The 15,170-nt window shown below is 70.7% G+C and carries 14 protein-coding genes; 9 read left to right on the top strand and 5 right to left on the bottom strand.

From position 1 onward, the window contains the following. Positions 1-12: 12 nt before the first annotated feature. From hemC to VYJ16_RS05760, 3 genes are read left to right on the top strand one after another with little or no spacing between them, the layout of a single operon-like run. Positions 13-1,137 carry a hydroxymethylbilane synthase gene (hemC, locus tag VYJ16_RS05770; protein WP_336349346.1) on the top strand — a complete coding sequence of 375 codons (1,125 nt, stop codon included), beginning with the start codon at positions 13-15 and terminating at the stop codon, positions 1,135-1,137. Between the two features lie 3 nt (positions 1,138-1,140). Further along, positions 1,141-2,004 carry a uroporphyrinogen-III C-methyltransferase gene (cobA, locus tag VYJ16_RS05765; RefSeq protein WP_336349345.1) on the top strand — a complete coding sequence of 288 codons (864 nt, stop codon included), beginning with the start codon at positions 1,141-1,143 and terminating at the stop codon, positions 2,002-2,004. Then, positions 2,001-2,750 carry a uroporphyrinogen-III synthase gene (locus VYJ16_RS05760; protein WP_336349344.1) on the top strand — a complete coding sequence of 250 codons (750 nt, stop codon included), beginning with the start codon at positions 2,001-2,003 and terminating at the stop codon, positions 2,748-2,750. Before cobA ends, VYJ16_RS05760 begins: the two co-directional genes overlap by 4 nt. Here the strand turns inward: VYJ16_RS05760 and VYJ16_RS05755 are convergent. The 3 genes from VYJ16_RS05755 to VYJ16_RS05745 form a co-directional block, all read right to left on the bottom strand. Continuing rightward, positions 2,747-4,144 (bottom strand): MFS transporter, encoded by a 1,398-nt coding sequence (locus tag VYJ16_RS05755; RefSeq protein ID WP_336349343.1) that lies wholly within the window; start codon positions 4,142-4,144, stop codon positions 2,747-2,749. The genes VYJ16_RS05760 and VYJ16_RS05755 overlap by 4 nt on opposite strands. Before the next feature lie 238 nt (positions 4,145-4,382). Then, complete coding sequence (locus VYJ16_RS05750) at positions 4,383-5,375, bottom strand: NmrA family NAD(P)-binding protein (protein ID WP_336349342.1); 993 nt, start codon at positions 5,373-5,375, stop codon at positions 4,383-4,385. Next, on the bottom strand, positions 5,372-5,827 hold the full coding sequence (locus VYJ16_RS05745; protein ID WP_336349341.1) for an NAD(P)-dependent oxidoreductase: 456 nt from the start codon (positions 5,825-5,827) through the stop codon (positions 5,372-5,374). Before VYJ16_RS05745 ends, VYJ16_RS05750 begins: the two co-directional genes overlap by 4 nt. A gap of 130 nt (positions 5,828-5,957) precedes the next feature. Here VYJ16_RS05745 and VYJ16_RS05740 point away from each other — a divergent pair, with 130 nt between their 5' ends. From VYJ16_RS05740 to VYJ16_RS05720, 5 genes are all read left to right on the top strand, one after another. Continuing rightward, complete coding sequence (locus tag VYJ16_RS05740; RefSeq protein WP_336349340.1) at positions 5,958-6,467, top strand: winged helix-turn-helix transcriptional regulator; 510 nt, start codon at positions 5,958-5,960, stop codon at positions 6,465-6,467. Positions 6,468-6,669: 202 nt separating this feature from the next. Beyond that, positions 6,670-7,677 carry an ABC transporter ATP-binding protein gene (locus VYJ16_RS05735; protein ID WP_336349670.1) on the top strand — a complete coding sequence of 336 codons (1,008 nt, stop codon included), beginning with the start codon at positions 6,670-6,672 and terminating at the stop codon, positions 7,675-7,677. Further along, a complete protein-coding gene (locus VYJ16_RS05730) occupies positions 7,674-8,552 on the top strand; it encodes an ABC transporter permease (protein ID WP_336349339.1) in 879 nt (292 codons plus the stop codon). The genes VYJ16_RS05735 and VYJ16_RS05730 overlap by 4 nt, the downstream gene beginning before the upstream one ends. 1,125 nt (positions 8,553-9,677) lie before the next feature. After that, on the top strand, positions 9,678-10,820 hold the full coding sequence (locus VYJ16_RS05725; protein WP_336349338.1) for a DUF2332 domain-containing protein: 1,143 nt from the start codon (positions 9,678-9,680) through the stop codon (positions 10,818-10,820). Between the two features lie 78 nt (positions 10,821-10,898). After that, positions 10,899-12,311, top strand: a complete 1,413-nt coding sequence (locus tag VYJ16_RS05720) for a RecJ family nuclease (RefSeq protein WP_336349337.1) — start codon at positions 10,899-10,901, stop codon at positions 12,309-12,311. 156 nt (positions 12,312-12,467) lie between these two features. Here the strand turns inward: VYJ16_RS05720 and VYJ16_RS05715 are convergent, their stop codons facing one another. Both VYJ16_RS05715 and VYJ16_RS05710 read right to left on the bottom strand, forming a co-directional pair. Further along, positions 12,468-13,610, bottom strand: coding sequence for a PstS family phosphate ABC transporter substrate-binding protein (locus VYJ16_RS05715; RefSeq protein ID WP_336349336.1), 1,143 nt, complete (start codon positions 13,608-13,610; stop codon positions 12,468-12,470). 185 nt (positions 13,611-13,795) lie between these two features. Beyond that, entirely contained in the window at positions 13,796-14,398 is a 603-nt protein-coding gene (locus VYJ16_RS05710; protein WP_336349335.1) for a metal-dependent hydrolase, read from the bottom strand. A 64-nt stretch (positions 14,399-14,462) separates the two neighbouring features. On the opposite strand from VYJ16_RS05710, the gene VYJ16_RS05705 reads away from it, so the two are divergent. Then, the gene (locus VYJ16_RS05705) at positions 14,463-15,083 is read left to right on the top strand and encodes a DUF2238 domain-containing protein (protein ID WP_336349334.1); all 621 of its coding nucleotides are present in this window, start codon (positions 14,463-14,465) and stop codon (positions 15,081-15,083) included. The last annotated feature ends 87 nt before the right edge of the window (positions 15,084-15,170 follow it).

Raw genomic sequence — 15,170 nt, 5'->3', positions numbered from 1 at the left:
ACGACTCTGTATATGCGAAGCAAGGGGACGATACGGCTGGCGACGCGTGGCTCGGACCTCGCGCGCCGGCAGGCGGCGACGGTGGCGGAGGCCTTGGAGGACCGCCGGTACGAGGTCGAGCTCGTGGAGGTGTCGACGGCGGGCGACCGCGTTCGCGACGAGCTCATCCAGGACCTCGGGAAGACCGGTGCGTTCGTCCGGTCGCTCGACGAGCAAGTGCTGTCGGGCGACGTGGACGCGGCCGTGCACTCGATGAAGGACATGCCGACGGACAGCCCGGACGACCTCGTCGTCGCGGGCATCCCCGAGCGCGCTCAGCCCGGGGACGTGCTCGTCACGCCCGACGGCACGAGCTTCGAGGACCTCCCGGAGGGCGCGACGGTCGGAACGAGTTCGCTCCGGCGGAAGGCCCAGCTCCTGTCGACGCGTCCGGACCTCGACGTCGTCCCGCTCCGCGGGAACGTCGACACGCGCGTCGAGAAGCTCCTCGCGACGCACCTCCAGACCGAGCACGAGCGCCGGAGCGCGGTCGAGGCGGAGAAGCGCGGCGACGCCGGCGGCGACATCGACGGTATCGACGCGGAGGACGTCGACGTCGACCCCGAGGACTACACGTACGAGCGCAGCGTCGAGGAGTGGTTCGACTCGCTGAGCGAGGTGCAGCGGCGCGCGACCGAGCGCGACCCCGACCACGAGCTCGACGCCATCGTCCTCGCCGAGGCGGGCCTGGAGCGTATCGGGCTCGCGCATCACGTCGAGACCGAGCGCCTCCCCATCCGCGAGTTCGTCCCCGCCGCGGGCCAGGGCGCGCTCGCGGTGACCTCGCGCGACGACGACGTCGGCGAGGCCATCCACGGCGTCCTCGACCACGCCCGGACGCGCGTGGAGACGACCGCGGAGCGGAGCGTGCTCGCGGGCCTGAACGGCGGCTGTATCGCGCCCATCGGCGTGTACGGCGTCGTGCAGGGCGCGCACGTCAGCGTCACCGCGGCGGTGTACGACGAGCGCGGCGAGACGTCGGTCGTCGAGACCCGCGACCTCCCCGTGGAATCGCACGCGACCGCGGCCCGCGAGTTCGCGGCGGACCTCCGCGAGCGGGGCGCGGCCGACCTCGTCGCGCAAGCTCGCGAGGACTGACCGATGGCCGAGGACGCTCCAATCGGGTCAGCTGGCGAGGACGAGGACGCGACCGAGCGCGACGTCGGCACGGTCTACCTCGTCGGCTCCGGCCCGGGCGACCCGGGGCTGCTGACGGTGCGAGCGCGCGAGGTCATCGACACCGCGGACGTCGTGCTGCACGACAAGCTCCCCGGCCCGGAGATCCTCGAGTCGATACCCGAGGGCAAGCGCGAGGACGTCGGGAAGCGCGCGGGTGGCGAGTGGACGCCTCAGGAGTACACGAACAGGCGTCTCGTCGAGCTCGCTCGCGAGGGGAAGACGGTCGCGCGTCTGAAGGGCGGTGACCCGTTCGTGTTCGGTCGCGGCGGCGAGGAAGCCGAGCACCTCGCCGAACACGACGTCCCGTTCGAGGTCGTGCCCGGGGTCACGTCCGCCATCGGCGGTGTCGGCGTCGCCGGCATCCCGGTGACGCACCGCGACCACGCCTCCAGCGTCTCGTTCGTCACCGGCCACGAGGACCCGACGAAAGAGGAGTCCGCAGTCGACTGGGACGCGCTCGCCGCCACGGGTGGCACGCTCGTCGTCCTCATGGGCGTCGGGAAGCTCCCGGAGTACTCCCGGGCCCTCTTGGACGCGGGCATGGACCCGGAGACGCCGCTCGCGCTCGTCGAACGCGCGACGTGGCCGGAGATGCGCGTCGCCACCGGTACGCTCGGTACCGCGGAAGCGACGCGGGACGACGCCGGCATCGAACCGCCCGCCGTCACGGTCATCGGCGAGGTCGCGGCGAGCCACGACCGCCTCCGCGAGTTCCTCGCGAACGACCGCGTCACGAGCGTCCAGACGGGCGGAGAGAGTGACGACGACGCGGAGGGCGCGGAATGACGACGCGGGATACGACCGTCGCGGTGTTCCGGCCGGACGACGGCCGGCTCGCGGCCGCGGCGGAACTCGTGGAGTCCCTCGGCGCGACCCCGGTCGCGGACCCGATGCTCGCGGTCGCCGCCACGGGCGCTGCACCGCGCGAGGACGCCGACGTCGTCGTGTTCACGAGCAAGACCGGCGTCGACCTCGCGGCGGACGCGGGGTTCGACGCCGCGGGCGCAACCGTTGCCGCTATCGGTGACACGACCGCGGGCCGCCTCCGCGACCGCGGATACGACGTCGACGTCGTCCCCGACGAGTTCACGTCGAGCGGACTCGTCGCCGCGCTCGAACCGCTCGTGAACGGCAAGCGGATGGAGGTCGCCCGGAGCGACCACGGCTCGCCGGTCCTCACCGACGGCCTGGAGGCCGCGGGCGCGTTCGTCCACGAGACCGTCCTCTACGAACTCACGCGACCGAACGGGAGCGGCGAATCCGCCGCGCTCGCGGCGAGCGGCGACCTCGACGCGGCCTGCTTCACCTCGACGCTCACCGTCGAGCACTTCCTCGACGCCGCCGCCGAGCAGGGCGTCCGCGAGGCCGCCATCGCCGGCCTGAACGACGCCACGGTCGGCGTCATCGGCCCGCCGACGAAGGACGCGGCCGAATCCCACGGCATCACCGTCGACGTCGTCCCCGACGTCGCCGACTTCGACGCGCTCGCCACCGCGGTCGTCGAAGCCGCCGCGCCCACGTACCACGACTAGTCCGCCGTCGACTCCGTCTCACCTCCCTCGTTCTCGCTGGCGTTGGTGTTCTCGCTGGCGTTGGTGTTCTCGCTGGCGTTGGTGTTCTCGCTGGCGTCGGTACCGTCCGTGCTCGCGACCGTCAGCGGCCCGTCGACGGCGACGATGCCGGCGCCGACGAGGAGCGCGCTCGCGCCGGCACCGACCACCGCGGCGGCGGGCGAGAGCGCGTCCGCGAGGACGCCACCGGCGAGGACGACGGGGAGGCGGACGAGCGAGAGCGCGAGCGCGACGGCGCTCATCGTCGTCGCGCGCGTCAGCGACGGCGCGTGCTCGTGGAGGTACGCGTCGCGGAGGACCGAAGCGACCGACGGAAGCGACTGGAACCCGACCGCCGCGACCGCCGCCGCCGTGACGAGCGGGACGGGGCCGTACCACGCCGCGGCCGGCGCGAGCATCGCCACCGCGCACGTCCCGTACGTCCCCGCGATGGCGGGCCCGCGGCCGACCCGCGATTCGAGCGCGTCCGCCTGGTCGACGACGAGCGCCGACGCCGCCGTGTACGTCGCGCCGACGACGCCGAGGACGACGACACCCGGCACGTCGACGCTCGCGACCGCCAGTCCGTCCGCGCGGACCGCGCGGTCGACGACCGGCTGGACGTACCGGCCCGCGACGACGATGGCGCTCGCGAACGCGCCGGAGAACGCCAGCATCGTCCGCACCGCGGGCTTGCGGACGAACGTCCGCATCGCGCGCACCGCCGCCAGCGGCCCGACGCGTTCACCGCCCGGACCGTCCTCGACCTCGTCGCTGGAACGGTCCCGCTCCCCGTCGTCGCGGAACCGCTCGGTCGCGGGCAGCGTCCACGTCACCGCGAGCGCGACGACGCCGGCGAGCGCGCTCGCGACGAACGGGTACGTCGGCGCGAGCACGAACAATCCCGCGCCGACGAGCGTCGTCACGACCTGCGTCCACCGCAGCAGCGACAAACTCCGGCCCGCGACCGCGCTGTAGCGCTCGGTCGCGTCGAACTCCGCGAGCGTCTCGTACAGCCACGACGACGCCGCCCCGGACTGGAACGACACCGCGACGCCCGAGAGCGCGTACAGCGCCACGACCGCCGGCGCGGTCCGCGCGACCAGCCACCCGACGCCGATGACGGCGTACGTCGCGCTCGCGAGCAGCATCGACAGCCGACGCCCCCAGCGGTCGCCGACGTACCCCGCCGGGACCTCGCCGACGACGTTCACGACCGACAGCGCCGCGATACCGACCCCAACGGCGGTGAACGACACGTCTCGCGCCGCCAGGAACGCGACGAGGAACGACGACGTGAACCCCGCACCCATCGCCACCCGGTACGCGTAGAATCGCCTGACGGCCGCGTCGACGGCCGCGGTTCCGTCGCTCACCGCGACCACCGCCGAGACCGCTCGCGTTCGTTCGACTCCCGGTACGACCGACCAGTACGTCCGTGCACGTGCATCGTTGTTCGCTGGTTTCGGTCGAGCCGCGGGCCGGCGACCGACCGCCGGACGTCGTCGCGTTGCACCGTCCGTGCGACGTCGCAGTGCCGCGGCTACCCGGTTCTCTCGCGGAGAAGACTACCACCACGAACCAGGCCCATGGAAAAAAGTCGTTCGATACGCGTCAGTCGCGGCCGGGGCTCGCCGCGGCCGCGTCGCTCGCGCCTGCGTCGGACGCGTTGGCATCACTGGCGGGCGCGAACGCGTCGGCGTGGTCCTCGACGAACTCGCGGACGGACCGGGGTTCGCGACCGAGGACGCGCTCGACGTCGTCGGTGACGCGGCCGGCGAGCCCGAGGCGCGCGGTCCCGTACACCGCGAGTTGCACGAGGACGAACGGGAGCGCGGTCCCGTGCCGGTATTCGGTCCGCGCGTACTCGAGGACGCCGGGGTTCGCGTACGTTATCTCGCGGTCGAGGACGTCCGTCATGACCGCGGCGACCTCGTGGTACGTGAGCGCCTCGGCGCCGGTGACGTCGAGCGCGCGATAGCGCAGCGAGGCGTCCTGGAAGGCTTCGGCGGCGACCGCGCCGACGTCGCGCGCGTCGACGAAACTCGTCTCGCCGTCGCCCGCGGGCAGGAAGATGCGGTCGCGCTCCACGACGTCCGCACGGTGGACCTCCAGGAGGTTCTGGAGGAAGAACGACGCGCGGAGGAACGTCCACGCCAGCCCGCTCGCGGCGACGTGCTTCTCGATGCGGCGATGCGGGAGCAGCGGGTTCTTCTCAGCGCCGAGCACGGAGAGCACGACCGCGTGCTCGACGCCCATGCGTTCGGCCGCGTCCACGAACGGGAACACGTCGCGGGCCACGCGCCCGACCTCGGGCGGTCGCACGAGGAAGGTCGCGCTCGCGTCGTCGAGCGCCGGATGGTACGTCTCCGGTCTCTGGAAGTCGAACGCGACGTACTCGACGTGGTCGCCGTCGCTCTCGTCCGCCAGCCACTCGGTCTCGAAGCGCTCGCGGGCGCGCTCGGGGTCCCGCGACGCCGCACGCACCGGCACGCCCACAGCGGCGAGCTCGCGGACGACCGCGCGGCCGACCGTCCCGGTCGCCGCCGTCACGAGGACCGGACCCGCGCCCTCACCGGTGGAGTCGTTGCTGGTCGACGCGGTCATGCCGGCCCCACCTTCGGCAGCTCGCCGACGTACGCGTCGTCCTCGAGGGCCTCCTTCGCGAGGAGCCTCAGGAGCGTCCCCATCGCCTTCCCGGTCAGCGACACGGACTCGCCGTCTTCGCGGACGCCCGCGCCGACGAGCGTCACGAACCGCGAAACGCCCGCGTCGGCCATCGCGTCGAGGACGTTGTCGCCGGCGACCGTCAGGAGGTCGTCCGGACCCGCCTTCGTCTGCCCGAGCACGGACACGACCGCGTCCGCGCCCGCGACCGCCTCCGCGACGCCGTCGCCGGCGTACGCGTCCCCCCGGACGACCGTCAGCGCGGCGTCCGCGAGGTCGTCGAGGTCGCTCGGGTCGCGCGCGAACGCCACCACGTCGTGGCCGCGCTCTATGGCCTGCTGGACGAGCGGGCGGCCGGTCCGTCCCGTCGCGCCGAACACTGCGAGTCGCATACCGACACTATCGACCCGAGAGTGCTTGAACTTGCAACTTCGAACCTTCGAAGTAACGGCCGCAAAACGACCGTTTCGACGTTACTTCGAGAACGCAAGCACCAAGCAGTCACGAGGCGTCCCTCCGGGCATGAGCGACGACACCTCCGGCCGGTCCGACGAAGCGAGCGGGGACGACGACGCGACTGGAGCGGGCGAGGCAGCCGGTGAGGACGACGCGGTCGGCGTTGACCTGGACGCGCTCCCGGACGACGTCTCCGTCCCCGACCTGAACGCGGGGCGGACGCGCGAGGAAGCGCAGGCGCTCCGGGACGCCATCCCGCCCGCCGAACGCGAGCGCGTCGAGGCGACCGTCGCCGACCTGCTCGACCTCCTCGGGAAGACGCACGCGATGGCCGTCCTGAGCGCGTTCGCGTTCGCCGACGGCCCGCTCCGGTTCTCCGACCTCGAACGCGAACTCGACGTCGCTCCGAACACGCTCTCCGCGCGCCTCAAGGAACTCACCGCCGCCGGCCTGCTCGACCGCGAGGCGTACGACGAGATCCCGCCGCGCGTCGAGTACACGCCCACCGAGCAGGCAGAGGCGCTGTTCCCCGTGTTCGCGCACCTCCACCACTGGGGGATGCGATACACCATCTGAGGCGCCGAATCCGGGACGCGACCTTACTTCACGTTCTGTAGTAAGCCTATGGCTTCGAAGTCACAAGCATATCACTACAGTCGCCGTAGTCTTTGACGTGACCCAGCAACCCGCATCATCGACGGACGAGTCCACACGCGACGGGGACGCGACCGTCGCCGGGCAGGCGACCGACGAACCATCCGACTTCGGTCGCGCCGCCATCGACGCGACTGGCCTCGAGTTGACGTACGCGGACGGCACGCAGGCCGTCAGGGGCGTGGACCTGCGCGTCCCCGAAGGCGAGTTCTTCGGGTTCCTCGGCCCGAACGGCGCCGGGAAGACGACGACCATCAAGGTCCTCGCGACGCTCCTCTCGCCGACCGCGGGCGACGTCTCCGTGAACGGGTTCGACGTCGCCACCGACCCGCGTGCGGTCCGCGAATCCATCGGCTACATGGCTCAGGAGACGAGCGTCGACCCCGAGCTCACCGCCGAGGAGAACATCCGGTTCGCGTGCGAAGCCTACGGCGTCCCGAAGGCCGACCGCGCCGACCGCATCGCGGACCTCCTGGACCTCGTCGACCTCGCGGACGTCGCGGACAAGCGCGCCGACGAGTTCTCCGGCGGCATGAAGAAGCGACTGGACGCCGCGACCGCGCTCGTCCACCGCCCGCCGCTCGTGTTCCTCGACGAACCCACCACGGGCCTCGACCCGAAGGCCCGGAATCGCCTCTGGGAGTACTTCGAGGACATCAACGACCGCGGCACCACCATCTTCCTCACCACGCAATACCTCGAGGAAGCCGACGCGCTCTGCGACCGGCTCGCCGTCATCCTCGACGGCGAGATCGTCGCGGACGGCTCGCCCACGGACCTGAAGCGTCGCGTCGGCGGCGAGGTCCTTGAGGTGTCGCTCGAGGACGGCGCGGACGCCCACGAGCGCGCCGCCGCCATCGCCGAGGACATGGCCGTGTTCGGCGACGCCGCCGTGGAGACGACCGACGACGGCATCACGGTGACGAGCGAGGCCGCGCGCCAGCACGGCACCGACCTCCTCGTCGCCCTCCGCGACGCCGACCTCGTCGTCACCGGCTTCAACGTCCGCGCACCGACGCTCGACGACGTCTTCCTCGCCATCACCGGCGAGCACCTCGACGCCGACGTCACTGACGACGCGGTCACGGACGGAGCGATGACCGACGCCGTCGACGGGGAGGCAGGGCGATGAGCGACACCACTGCGAGCGGCACTGACTCCCACTCGGTCAGGCGCTCCAGCAACACGTTCCTCGGCGACGTCTGGGTGAACTTCAAACGCTGGAACCTGAAGGCGGTGCGGAACCCGTTCGTCCTCGTCGTCTCACTCGTCCAACCCGTCATCTTCCTCGTCCTCTTCACCGAAGTGTTCGGGAACGTCGCCGGCGCCGCCGTCAGCCAGGGGCTCGGCGACGTCAGCTACGAGACGTACCTCGTGCCCGCCATCGCCATCCAGGTGAGTCTCGCCGCCGCCGTCACCTCCGGTATCGGGCTCGTGAACGACATCGAGGAGGGCATGTTCGAGAAGGTGCTCGTGTCGCCGATGAACCGCACCGCGGTGTTCGTCGGGAAGACCGCCGCGGAAGTGTTCCGCATCGCCGTCCAGGTCGCCATCATCCTCGGGCTCGGCGTCCTCCTCGGCGCCGAGATCGAACTCGGCGTCGTCGGCGCCCTCGGCATCGTCGCCGTCGGCGTCCTGTTCTCGCTGTGGTTCGTCGCGCTCTCGAACAGCCTCGCCGTCATCACGAAAGACCAGGAGTCCACCATCATCGCCGCGAACCTCCTCCAGTTCCCCCTCCTCTTCCTCTCCTCGGCGTTCCTCCCGCTCGAAGCGCTCCCCGAGTGGATCCAGACGTTCGCGCGCTTCAACCCCGTCACGTACGGCGTCGACGCCGCGCGAGCCATCATGCTCGACCGCGACGTCATGACCGTCGTCGACGTCACCGGGTTCGACGGCGCGATGAACACCATCGTCCCCGGCGTCGCCGTCCTCGTCGCACTCGCCCTCGGGCTCGGCGCCGTCGCCGTCTACCTCATCTCGCGCGCATCCAGCTCGAACGTGCAGTGACCGACGCCGTGCGGCTGCTGTGCCGCGCCCCCTTCTCTACTCGCGACACCGACCTCGCACAGGCGATTCTATATCGCGTCATCTGATTTATCGGCTGGGTTCGGTCGGATTCTCCCGAACTGAGTCGACCCAGACGAGAACACTCGAACCGTCCGAAATCCACCGATTCGACCAGGAATCCCGCTGGTCGCTTGCGGAACGGTCTGGTCGTGACTCTGGCGGTCGCTTGCGGAACGGTCTGGTCGTGACTCTGGCGGTCGCTTGCGGAACGATCCGACCGCGACCCCGTAAGCCATGCCCTCGACCCACTACCCCGGGGATGGAATCGCCAGCACCCGGTTGACTGACGTGTCACCGACTGGTGCCACCGTCTCCGCGGGCCACAGTCGAACGACGAAACGATCAAGTCCTCGATCAACTCCACCGCGTCGGTGGTTGTTCCCGTCGGAACCCCCGACTGACTTCGTGCACGCGCAGACTTCCTGATACGCGCATCGATGCCACCAACGGTGTCCAGGGGCCAGCTGCCGCGTCGCCGCTCGCACCACCACGCCGATCGTCCCGCGAACACGCCGGACACCATGCTCCGCCAATTCTTCGAGATAGGGACGGGGCACGACTCGAGTTCGAGCACTCTGGGGGTGCCGATTCCAGGTCGAGCACTTCGACGATACTCGATGCCACGCTCGACACGTTCGCTTGCACTCGAACCCTGCACATGCGACCGGAACACGCTCAGTCCGCGGCGATTGCGGTGCGCTCCGGGTAGCCGGCCGGTTCGACCGGGCTTCAGCGCGCAGTGGCCGCCGCGACCCCTGACGGTCCAAGGTCGAGCTGTCAGCATCGATGTGGGTTACAGTCAGGTTCATCGTAGGTCGCCGAGGCATCCTCGGGCGTACTGGTCGGTCGTCGTCGGGCGACGCTCACAGCACTCCGCGCGAAGTCCAGAGAACCCGCCGCATGCATGCGGTTTCCCACGGTGACGTCCGCGAGCGTCTGACGCCCGTCAGCCGCTATCAATCATAGCCGACGATACGAAATGCGTTCAGTACCGCGAACCCCGGACTGACCGAGCGCCCGTCGCGAAGCGAGGTTTCAGGTGCCCGTACGGCGAATCGCTGCATCGTGACAGACGACCTCGACGCCGTCGCCGCCGAGTTCGAGGACCTCGAGTCGTGGTGTGCGGGGTCCTCCCAGCTGTACGAACGCCTCTGTCGCGCCGCCGCGGCCGACGACGTGCTCCTCGACGTCGCCGCCGACCACACGCCCGGCCAGCCCGCCCCACAGCTCCTGCTCGCCGCCATCCAGGCGGAACTGTTCGCGAGCGACGCCACGAACGATCCGGAGACGGTCGACGGTGCGCTCGCCGCGTACTATCCCTCGGTGGTCGACGCTACGAAAGTACCCGACGAGGACCTCGCTGATACCGTCCGTGCGTTCGTCCGCGAGCACGAGGCCGCCCTCCGGGACCGCGTCGGTTCGCGGCGCGTGCAGACGAACGCAGTGCGGCGCTGTAGCGCGCTCTACCCCGGATACGCGACCGTCGCCGACCGCGTCGACGAGCCGTTCGCGCTCCTCGAGGTCGGGTCGAGCGCCGGCCTGAACCTGAACTGGGACCGCTACGGGTACACCTACCGGATCCCGGACGGCGTGCACAGGGTCGGGGCGGCGGGATCGTCCGCGACCATCGAGGCGGACGTCCACGGTGACGTCGTCCCGACGCTTCCACGCGACCCGCCCGCGGTCGCCGGCCGCGTCGGCGTGGACGTCAACCCGCTCGACCCGACCGACTCCGCCGACGCGCGCTGGCTGCGCGCGCTCGTCTGGCCCGAGCACCACGACCGGCGGCGCGTCCTCGACGGCGCCCTCGCCACCACCCGCGAGCATCCACCCGACGTCGTCGAAGGCGACGCCGTCGCCGACCTCCGCGCCGTCGCCGACCGCCTCCCAGCGGACGCGCCGCTCGTCGTCTCGCACAGCCTCGTCCTCTACCAGTTCGACGACGCCGCGCGCGAAGCGTTCCACGACGCCGTCGCTGCGCTCGCCGCCGAGCGCGACGCCCCCACGTTCCACCTCGCCGGCGAACGCCCCGACCCCGACCGCGACAACGGCATCCAGCTCCGACTCGCCCGCGTGGACGACGACGCTACGGCGGGCGGCGAGCACCTCGGGACGTTCGAACAGCACGGCGCGTGGGTCGCGTGGCGCGACGACGACCGCGACGCGGGGACCGACGGCCCCGCGACCGTCCACGACCGCGAGCGCTGAGGGGCCGCCCGGTCTCGGTCGGCCGACGTCGCGCGTGGACCCGGGAGTTTAACCCCGAAGCCGCGACTACATCCGGTGATGGCAGGTCCCGTCCCCGAACTCGACGCTCGCGCCACGGCCTGTGCCGACCGCATCCGCGACGCAGACCGCGTCCTCCTCGCGTCGCACATCGACGCCGACGGCCTCACGAGCGCCGCCGTCGCCTCGAGTGCGCTCGCGCGCGCCGACGTCCCCCACGACGTCGTGTTCAAGAAGCAACTGGACGAGACCGAGATCGCGAGCATCGCCGCCCGCGACGAACGCGTCGTGCTGTTCACGGACTTCGGGAGCGGCCAGCTCGACGTCATCGCCGAACACGAAGCCAACGGGGACTTCGTGCCGATAATCGCGGACCACCACCAGCCCGCGGACGCCGACACCGAGTTCCACCTGAACCCGCTCCTGGAGGGGCTCAATGGGGCGACGGAGCTCTCGGGCGCGGGCGCAGCGTACGTCCTCGCTCGCGCGCTCGAACCCGACGGCGTCGACAACCGCGACCTGGCGGCGCTCGCGGTCGTCGGCGCGGTCGGCGACATGCAGGAGCAGAGCGGGGAACTCGTCGGCGCGAACGCCGGCATCGTCGAGGAAGGCGTGGCGGTCGGCGCGCTCGACACCGCGAAGGACCTCGCCGTGTACGGCAAGCAGACAAGGCCCCTCCCGAAGCTCCTCGAGTACGCGAGCGATCTGAACATCCCTGGCATCTCGAACGACGCGCGCGGCGCGCAGTCGTTCCTGAAGGGACTGGACGTCGAATGCTACCGGGACGGTGACTGGCGGACGTGGGTCGACCTCTCCTTCGAGGAGCGACAGACGATCACGAGCGCACTCATCAAGCACGCCATCGGACGGGGCGTCCCGTCGCACCGCATCGACGACCTCGTCTCGATGGCGTACACGTTCCCGAACGAGTCGACGGGCACCGAACTCCACGACGCGAGCGAGTTCTCGACGCTCCTGAACGCGACCGCGCGCTACGAGCGCGCCGACGTCGGGCTCGCGGTCTGCCTCGGCGACCGCACCGGCGCGCTCGACCGCGCTCGCGAACTCCTCCGGAACCACCGGCGGAACCTCAGCGAGGGCGTGAACTTCGTGGAGAACGAGGGCGTCACGTACGAGGAGCACCTGCAGTGGTTCGACGCGGACGACCGCATCCGCGAGACCATCGTCGGCATCGTCGCCGGGATGGCGCTCGGCGCCGACGGCGTCGCCAGGGACCGCCCCATCCTCGCGTTCGCGAACGAGGACGACGAGCACGTGAAGGTGTCCTCCAGAGGGACGCACGCGCTCGTCCGCCAGGGACTGGACCTCTCGGCGGTCATGCAGGAGGCGTCGCGCGCGGTCGGCGGCGACGGCGGCGGCCACGACGTCGCGGCGGGCGCGACCATCCCACGCGGGGAACGCGACGCGTTCGTCGCCGAAGCCGACCGCATCGTCGGCGAGCAACTCGGCTGACACCTCCTCGCGGTTCCTCTGACCGCAGAGACCGACGCTGTCGCTCTCTGGGGCGTTGGCGTCGAAAGAGAAGCGCGGGCGGTGGCACGGTGACGTGGGATGACGCGTGGTGGCGCGACGACCGACGCCCGCGAATCGGTCTAGCTGGTCGCCTGCTCAGTTCGAGGGCTCGGGGAGCTTCGCGAGCTGCTCCTCCTGGCGGCGCTTGCCGAGCGCGAAGTAGTTGTTCGGCTTCACGAAGGTGTCCTGGCCGAAGTCGCTGAGGACCATGCGGATGACGGCGGCCTCCTGCTTGCTGGTGCCCTGCCACGTGTAGCAGTGGAGGTCACGCGAGAGGGGGTAGGCCTTGGAGTCGAGGCCGTTCTGGTCGTCCTGGTAGCTGTAGGTGGTGCCCTCCCATTCGAGTGCGATGGGTGAGAGACCGCTGGTGTCGATGAACGCGAGCGCGAGGTAGCTGATGGCGTTGTCGGCCTGCGCGATCGCCTGCGCGAGGCGCTGGTTCTGCCCGAAGCGGTTCGCGACCGAGGTGTCCTCTTCGGGGTTGCCGAAGACGTTCGCGACGAAGCTGGTGCGCGTCCCGGAGCCCTTGACGCGCCCGAGCACCTGAATCTCCTTGTCGGGGCCGCCGAGTTCGCTCCAGTTCGTGATCTCGCCCTTGTAGAGGCCCTTGAGTTCGTCACCGGTGATCTCGTCGACGCCGGCGTCGGCGATCTCCTGGCTGACGACGAGCGGCTGGCCGTCGACGCCGACGACGTGGTCGACGAAGTCGTCGTAGGAGTCGCGGTCGGGGAGTTCGTCCTCGACGTTCCCCGAGGAGTTCCCGATGTCGTGCTGGCCGTTCATGACCTTCTCGACGCCCGTCCCGGAGTGCGAGAGGCCGACCGTGAACTGGAACGGCGGGTCGCCGTCCTCGCCCTGGAACCCGTAGAGGCCACCCCAGTAGTCCGCGAGGGCCTTGTCCGTCTCGATGCCGTACTCGCCGTGGGGCCAGTACTCCGAGTCGCTGGCGGGCCGGTTCGCGTTCCAGTACGACGCCGCCGTGTTCATGATCGGGTACACCGTCGACGACCCACCGGACGTCAGCGTCGTCGGACCGCTCGACGAGGAACCGCTTCCGGAGTCGTCGTTCTGCGCCGTCGTCGACTCGCCACCCGACGAGTCGTCGTCGGACGCTTCCGTGTCTTCGCCGCCCGAGTCCCCCATGCAGCCGGCGACCGCCGTGGCACCGGCCACGCCGGATGTCGCGATGAACTTCCGCCGCGATACGACGTCAGCAACCCGCTGTGACTTGTCGGCCATCACCGAGTACTCACTCGATAGCGACTAAAGCGGTTTATAATAGGGGTACGCCCCGCTCATAGTCCACAATTCGGGTCATATGGGTTGGGTCGACTCTGACGGGACGTGTGGGGAACGTAGACATGGTTGCGACTGGGTGGTCGCGTTCTCGAGGAGAGGAAGGTGAGCGCGCGACAGGTCGTTGGTCAGTCGTAGAAGCGCTCGGGGACGTACGGTGCGACGGGTGCGGGGAGCGCGCGAGCGACGGTCGCCCAGAGCGCGGCCAGGCGCTTGCGGAGCGCGACGTACGCGACCGACACCGCGAGGACCGCGGCGACGAACGCCGGAACCGGCTCCGGGAGCGTCGTCGCGGGCACCACGGCGAACGCGCCCGCGAGCCCGAGGTCGTGCGGCGACCCGTCGTAGGGCACGAGGCGTCGCGGTTCGAGCCACGCGCCGTGATAGTGACTGTAGACCGCGCGCTCGCTCCCGGCTTCCCACGGCCGGAGTTCGAGCCCGCCGCCGAAGACGTCCATGCCGGCGTGCAGCGCCGCCGCCGCGAGGAACGTCGCCGCACCGACGGTCCACGCGGACGGCACCGCCATCGCGAGCGCGACCGCTGGCGCCGCCACCAGCCACCCGTACACGGGATAGTGCAGCGTCCGTCGATGCCCGTGGTAGATGTCGAGGTCCGGTGCGACGCTCCCCGCGACGGCGGCCACCACCACGACCGCCGCGAACTCGGGCGCGACCACCGCTATCGCCGCCCCGAGGAACGCCCCAGCCAACGCGTGTGTCGTCCCCATCATAGATAGTCTGGTAGGGACTGCGAGTATTTGCACCTTTTTGTCACCGCGTGTCGTACCCGAGCGCGTGCACTCCCTCCGCAGCGCGCTCCTGGACCCGCGACAGGTCACGCGAGCCGCGCGCGCCGGCATCGTCGCGGTCCTCGTCGTGGGCGCGTTCACGCGGAACGTCTCCGTCATCGTGAACGCCACCGGCGCGCTCGCCGTCTCGTACCTCCCGGGCGTCATCCGACGCGACCTTGACGTCCCGCTCCCACCGTGGACCGCCGCGTACGTCGCCGTCGCCGTCCTCCTGCACGGCGTCGGGATGGTCGCGCTCTACGACGACGTCTGGTGGTGGGACCACCTCACGCACGTGCTGTCCGCGAGCGTCGTCGCCGGCGTCGGGTACGTCGTCGTCACCGCGTTCGACGAACACGACCGCCGCATCTACATCCCGCAACCGTTCCTCGGCGCGTACGTCGTCGCGTTCGCGCTCGCCGCCGGCGTCGTCTGGGAGGTCGGCGAGGAGGCGATGCGCCAGCTCGCCATCGCCGGCGGGTTCGAGCCCGTGCTCGTCGTGTACGGCCTCGAGGACTCCGTGCTCGACCTCGTGTTCGACGCCGGCGGTGGCGTCGTCGTCGCGCTGTTCGGCCGAGGGCCGCTCGAGGAGCCGGCGCGACACCTCGCAGATCGCCTCCGCGACTGACCCCGGCGCCGCTCGATGTCGGAACGCCGTCGCTCGCACGCTCGCATTCTCGGCACCCTTCTCGCCTTCTCGACACCCTCCTCGGCA

It is taken from the genome of Halorubellus litoreus (genome assembly GCF_037081675.1).
Lineage (GTDB): Archaea > Halobacteriota > Halobacteria > Halobacteriales > Natrialbaceae > Halorubellus > Halorubellus litoreus.
Note: the sequence above shows the minus strand (reverse complement) of the source record. Positions and strands in the feature narration are given on the sequence as shown.

Coding starts and splice junctions, on each gene's coding strand:
- hemC (WP_336349346.1), top strand. CDS start 13: ATGCGAAGCAAGGGGACGATACGGCTGGCGACGCGTGGCTCGGACCTC.
- cobA (WP_336349345.1), top strand. CDS start 1,141: ATGGCCGAGGACGCTCCAATCGGGTCAGCTGGCGAGGACGAGGACGCG.
- VYJ16_RS05760 (WP_336349344.1), top strand. CDS start 2,001: ATGACGACGCGGGATACGACCGTCGCGGTGTTCCGGCCGGACGACGGC.
- VYJ16_RS05750 (WP_336349342.1), bottom strand. CDS start 5,375: ATGACCGCGTCGACCAGCAACGACTCCACCGGTGAGGGCGCGGGTCCG.
- VYJ16_RS05745 (WP_336349341.1), bottom strand. CDS start 5,827: ATGCGACTCGCAGTGTTCGGCGCGACGGGACGGACCGGCCGCCCGCTC.
- VYJ16_RS05740 (WP_336349340.1), top strand. CDS start 5,958: ATGAGCGACGACACCTCCGGCCGGTCCGACGAAGCGAGCGGGGACGAC.
- VYJ16_RS05730 (WP_336349339.1), top strand. CDS start 7,674: ATGAGCGACACCACTGCGAGCGGCACTGACTCCCACTCGGTCAGGCGC.
- VYJ16_RS05720 (WP_336349337.1), top strand. CDS start 10,899: ATGGCAGGTCCCGTCCCCGAACTCGACGCTCGCGCCACGGCCTGTGCC.
- VYJ16_RS05715 (WP_336349336.1), bottom strand. CDS start 13,610: ATGGCCGACAAGTCACAGCGGGTTGCTGACGTCGTATCGCGGCGGAAG.
- VYJ16_RS05710 (WP_336349335.1), bottom strand. CDS start 14,398: ATGATGGGGACGACACACGCGTTGGCTGGGGCGTTCCTCGGGGCGGCG.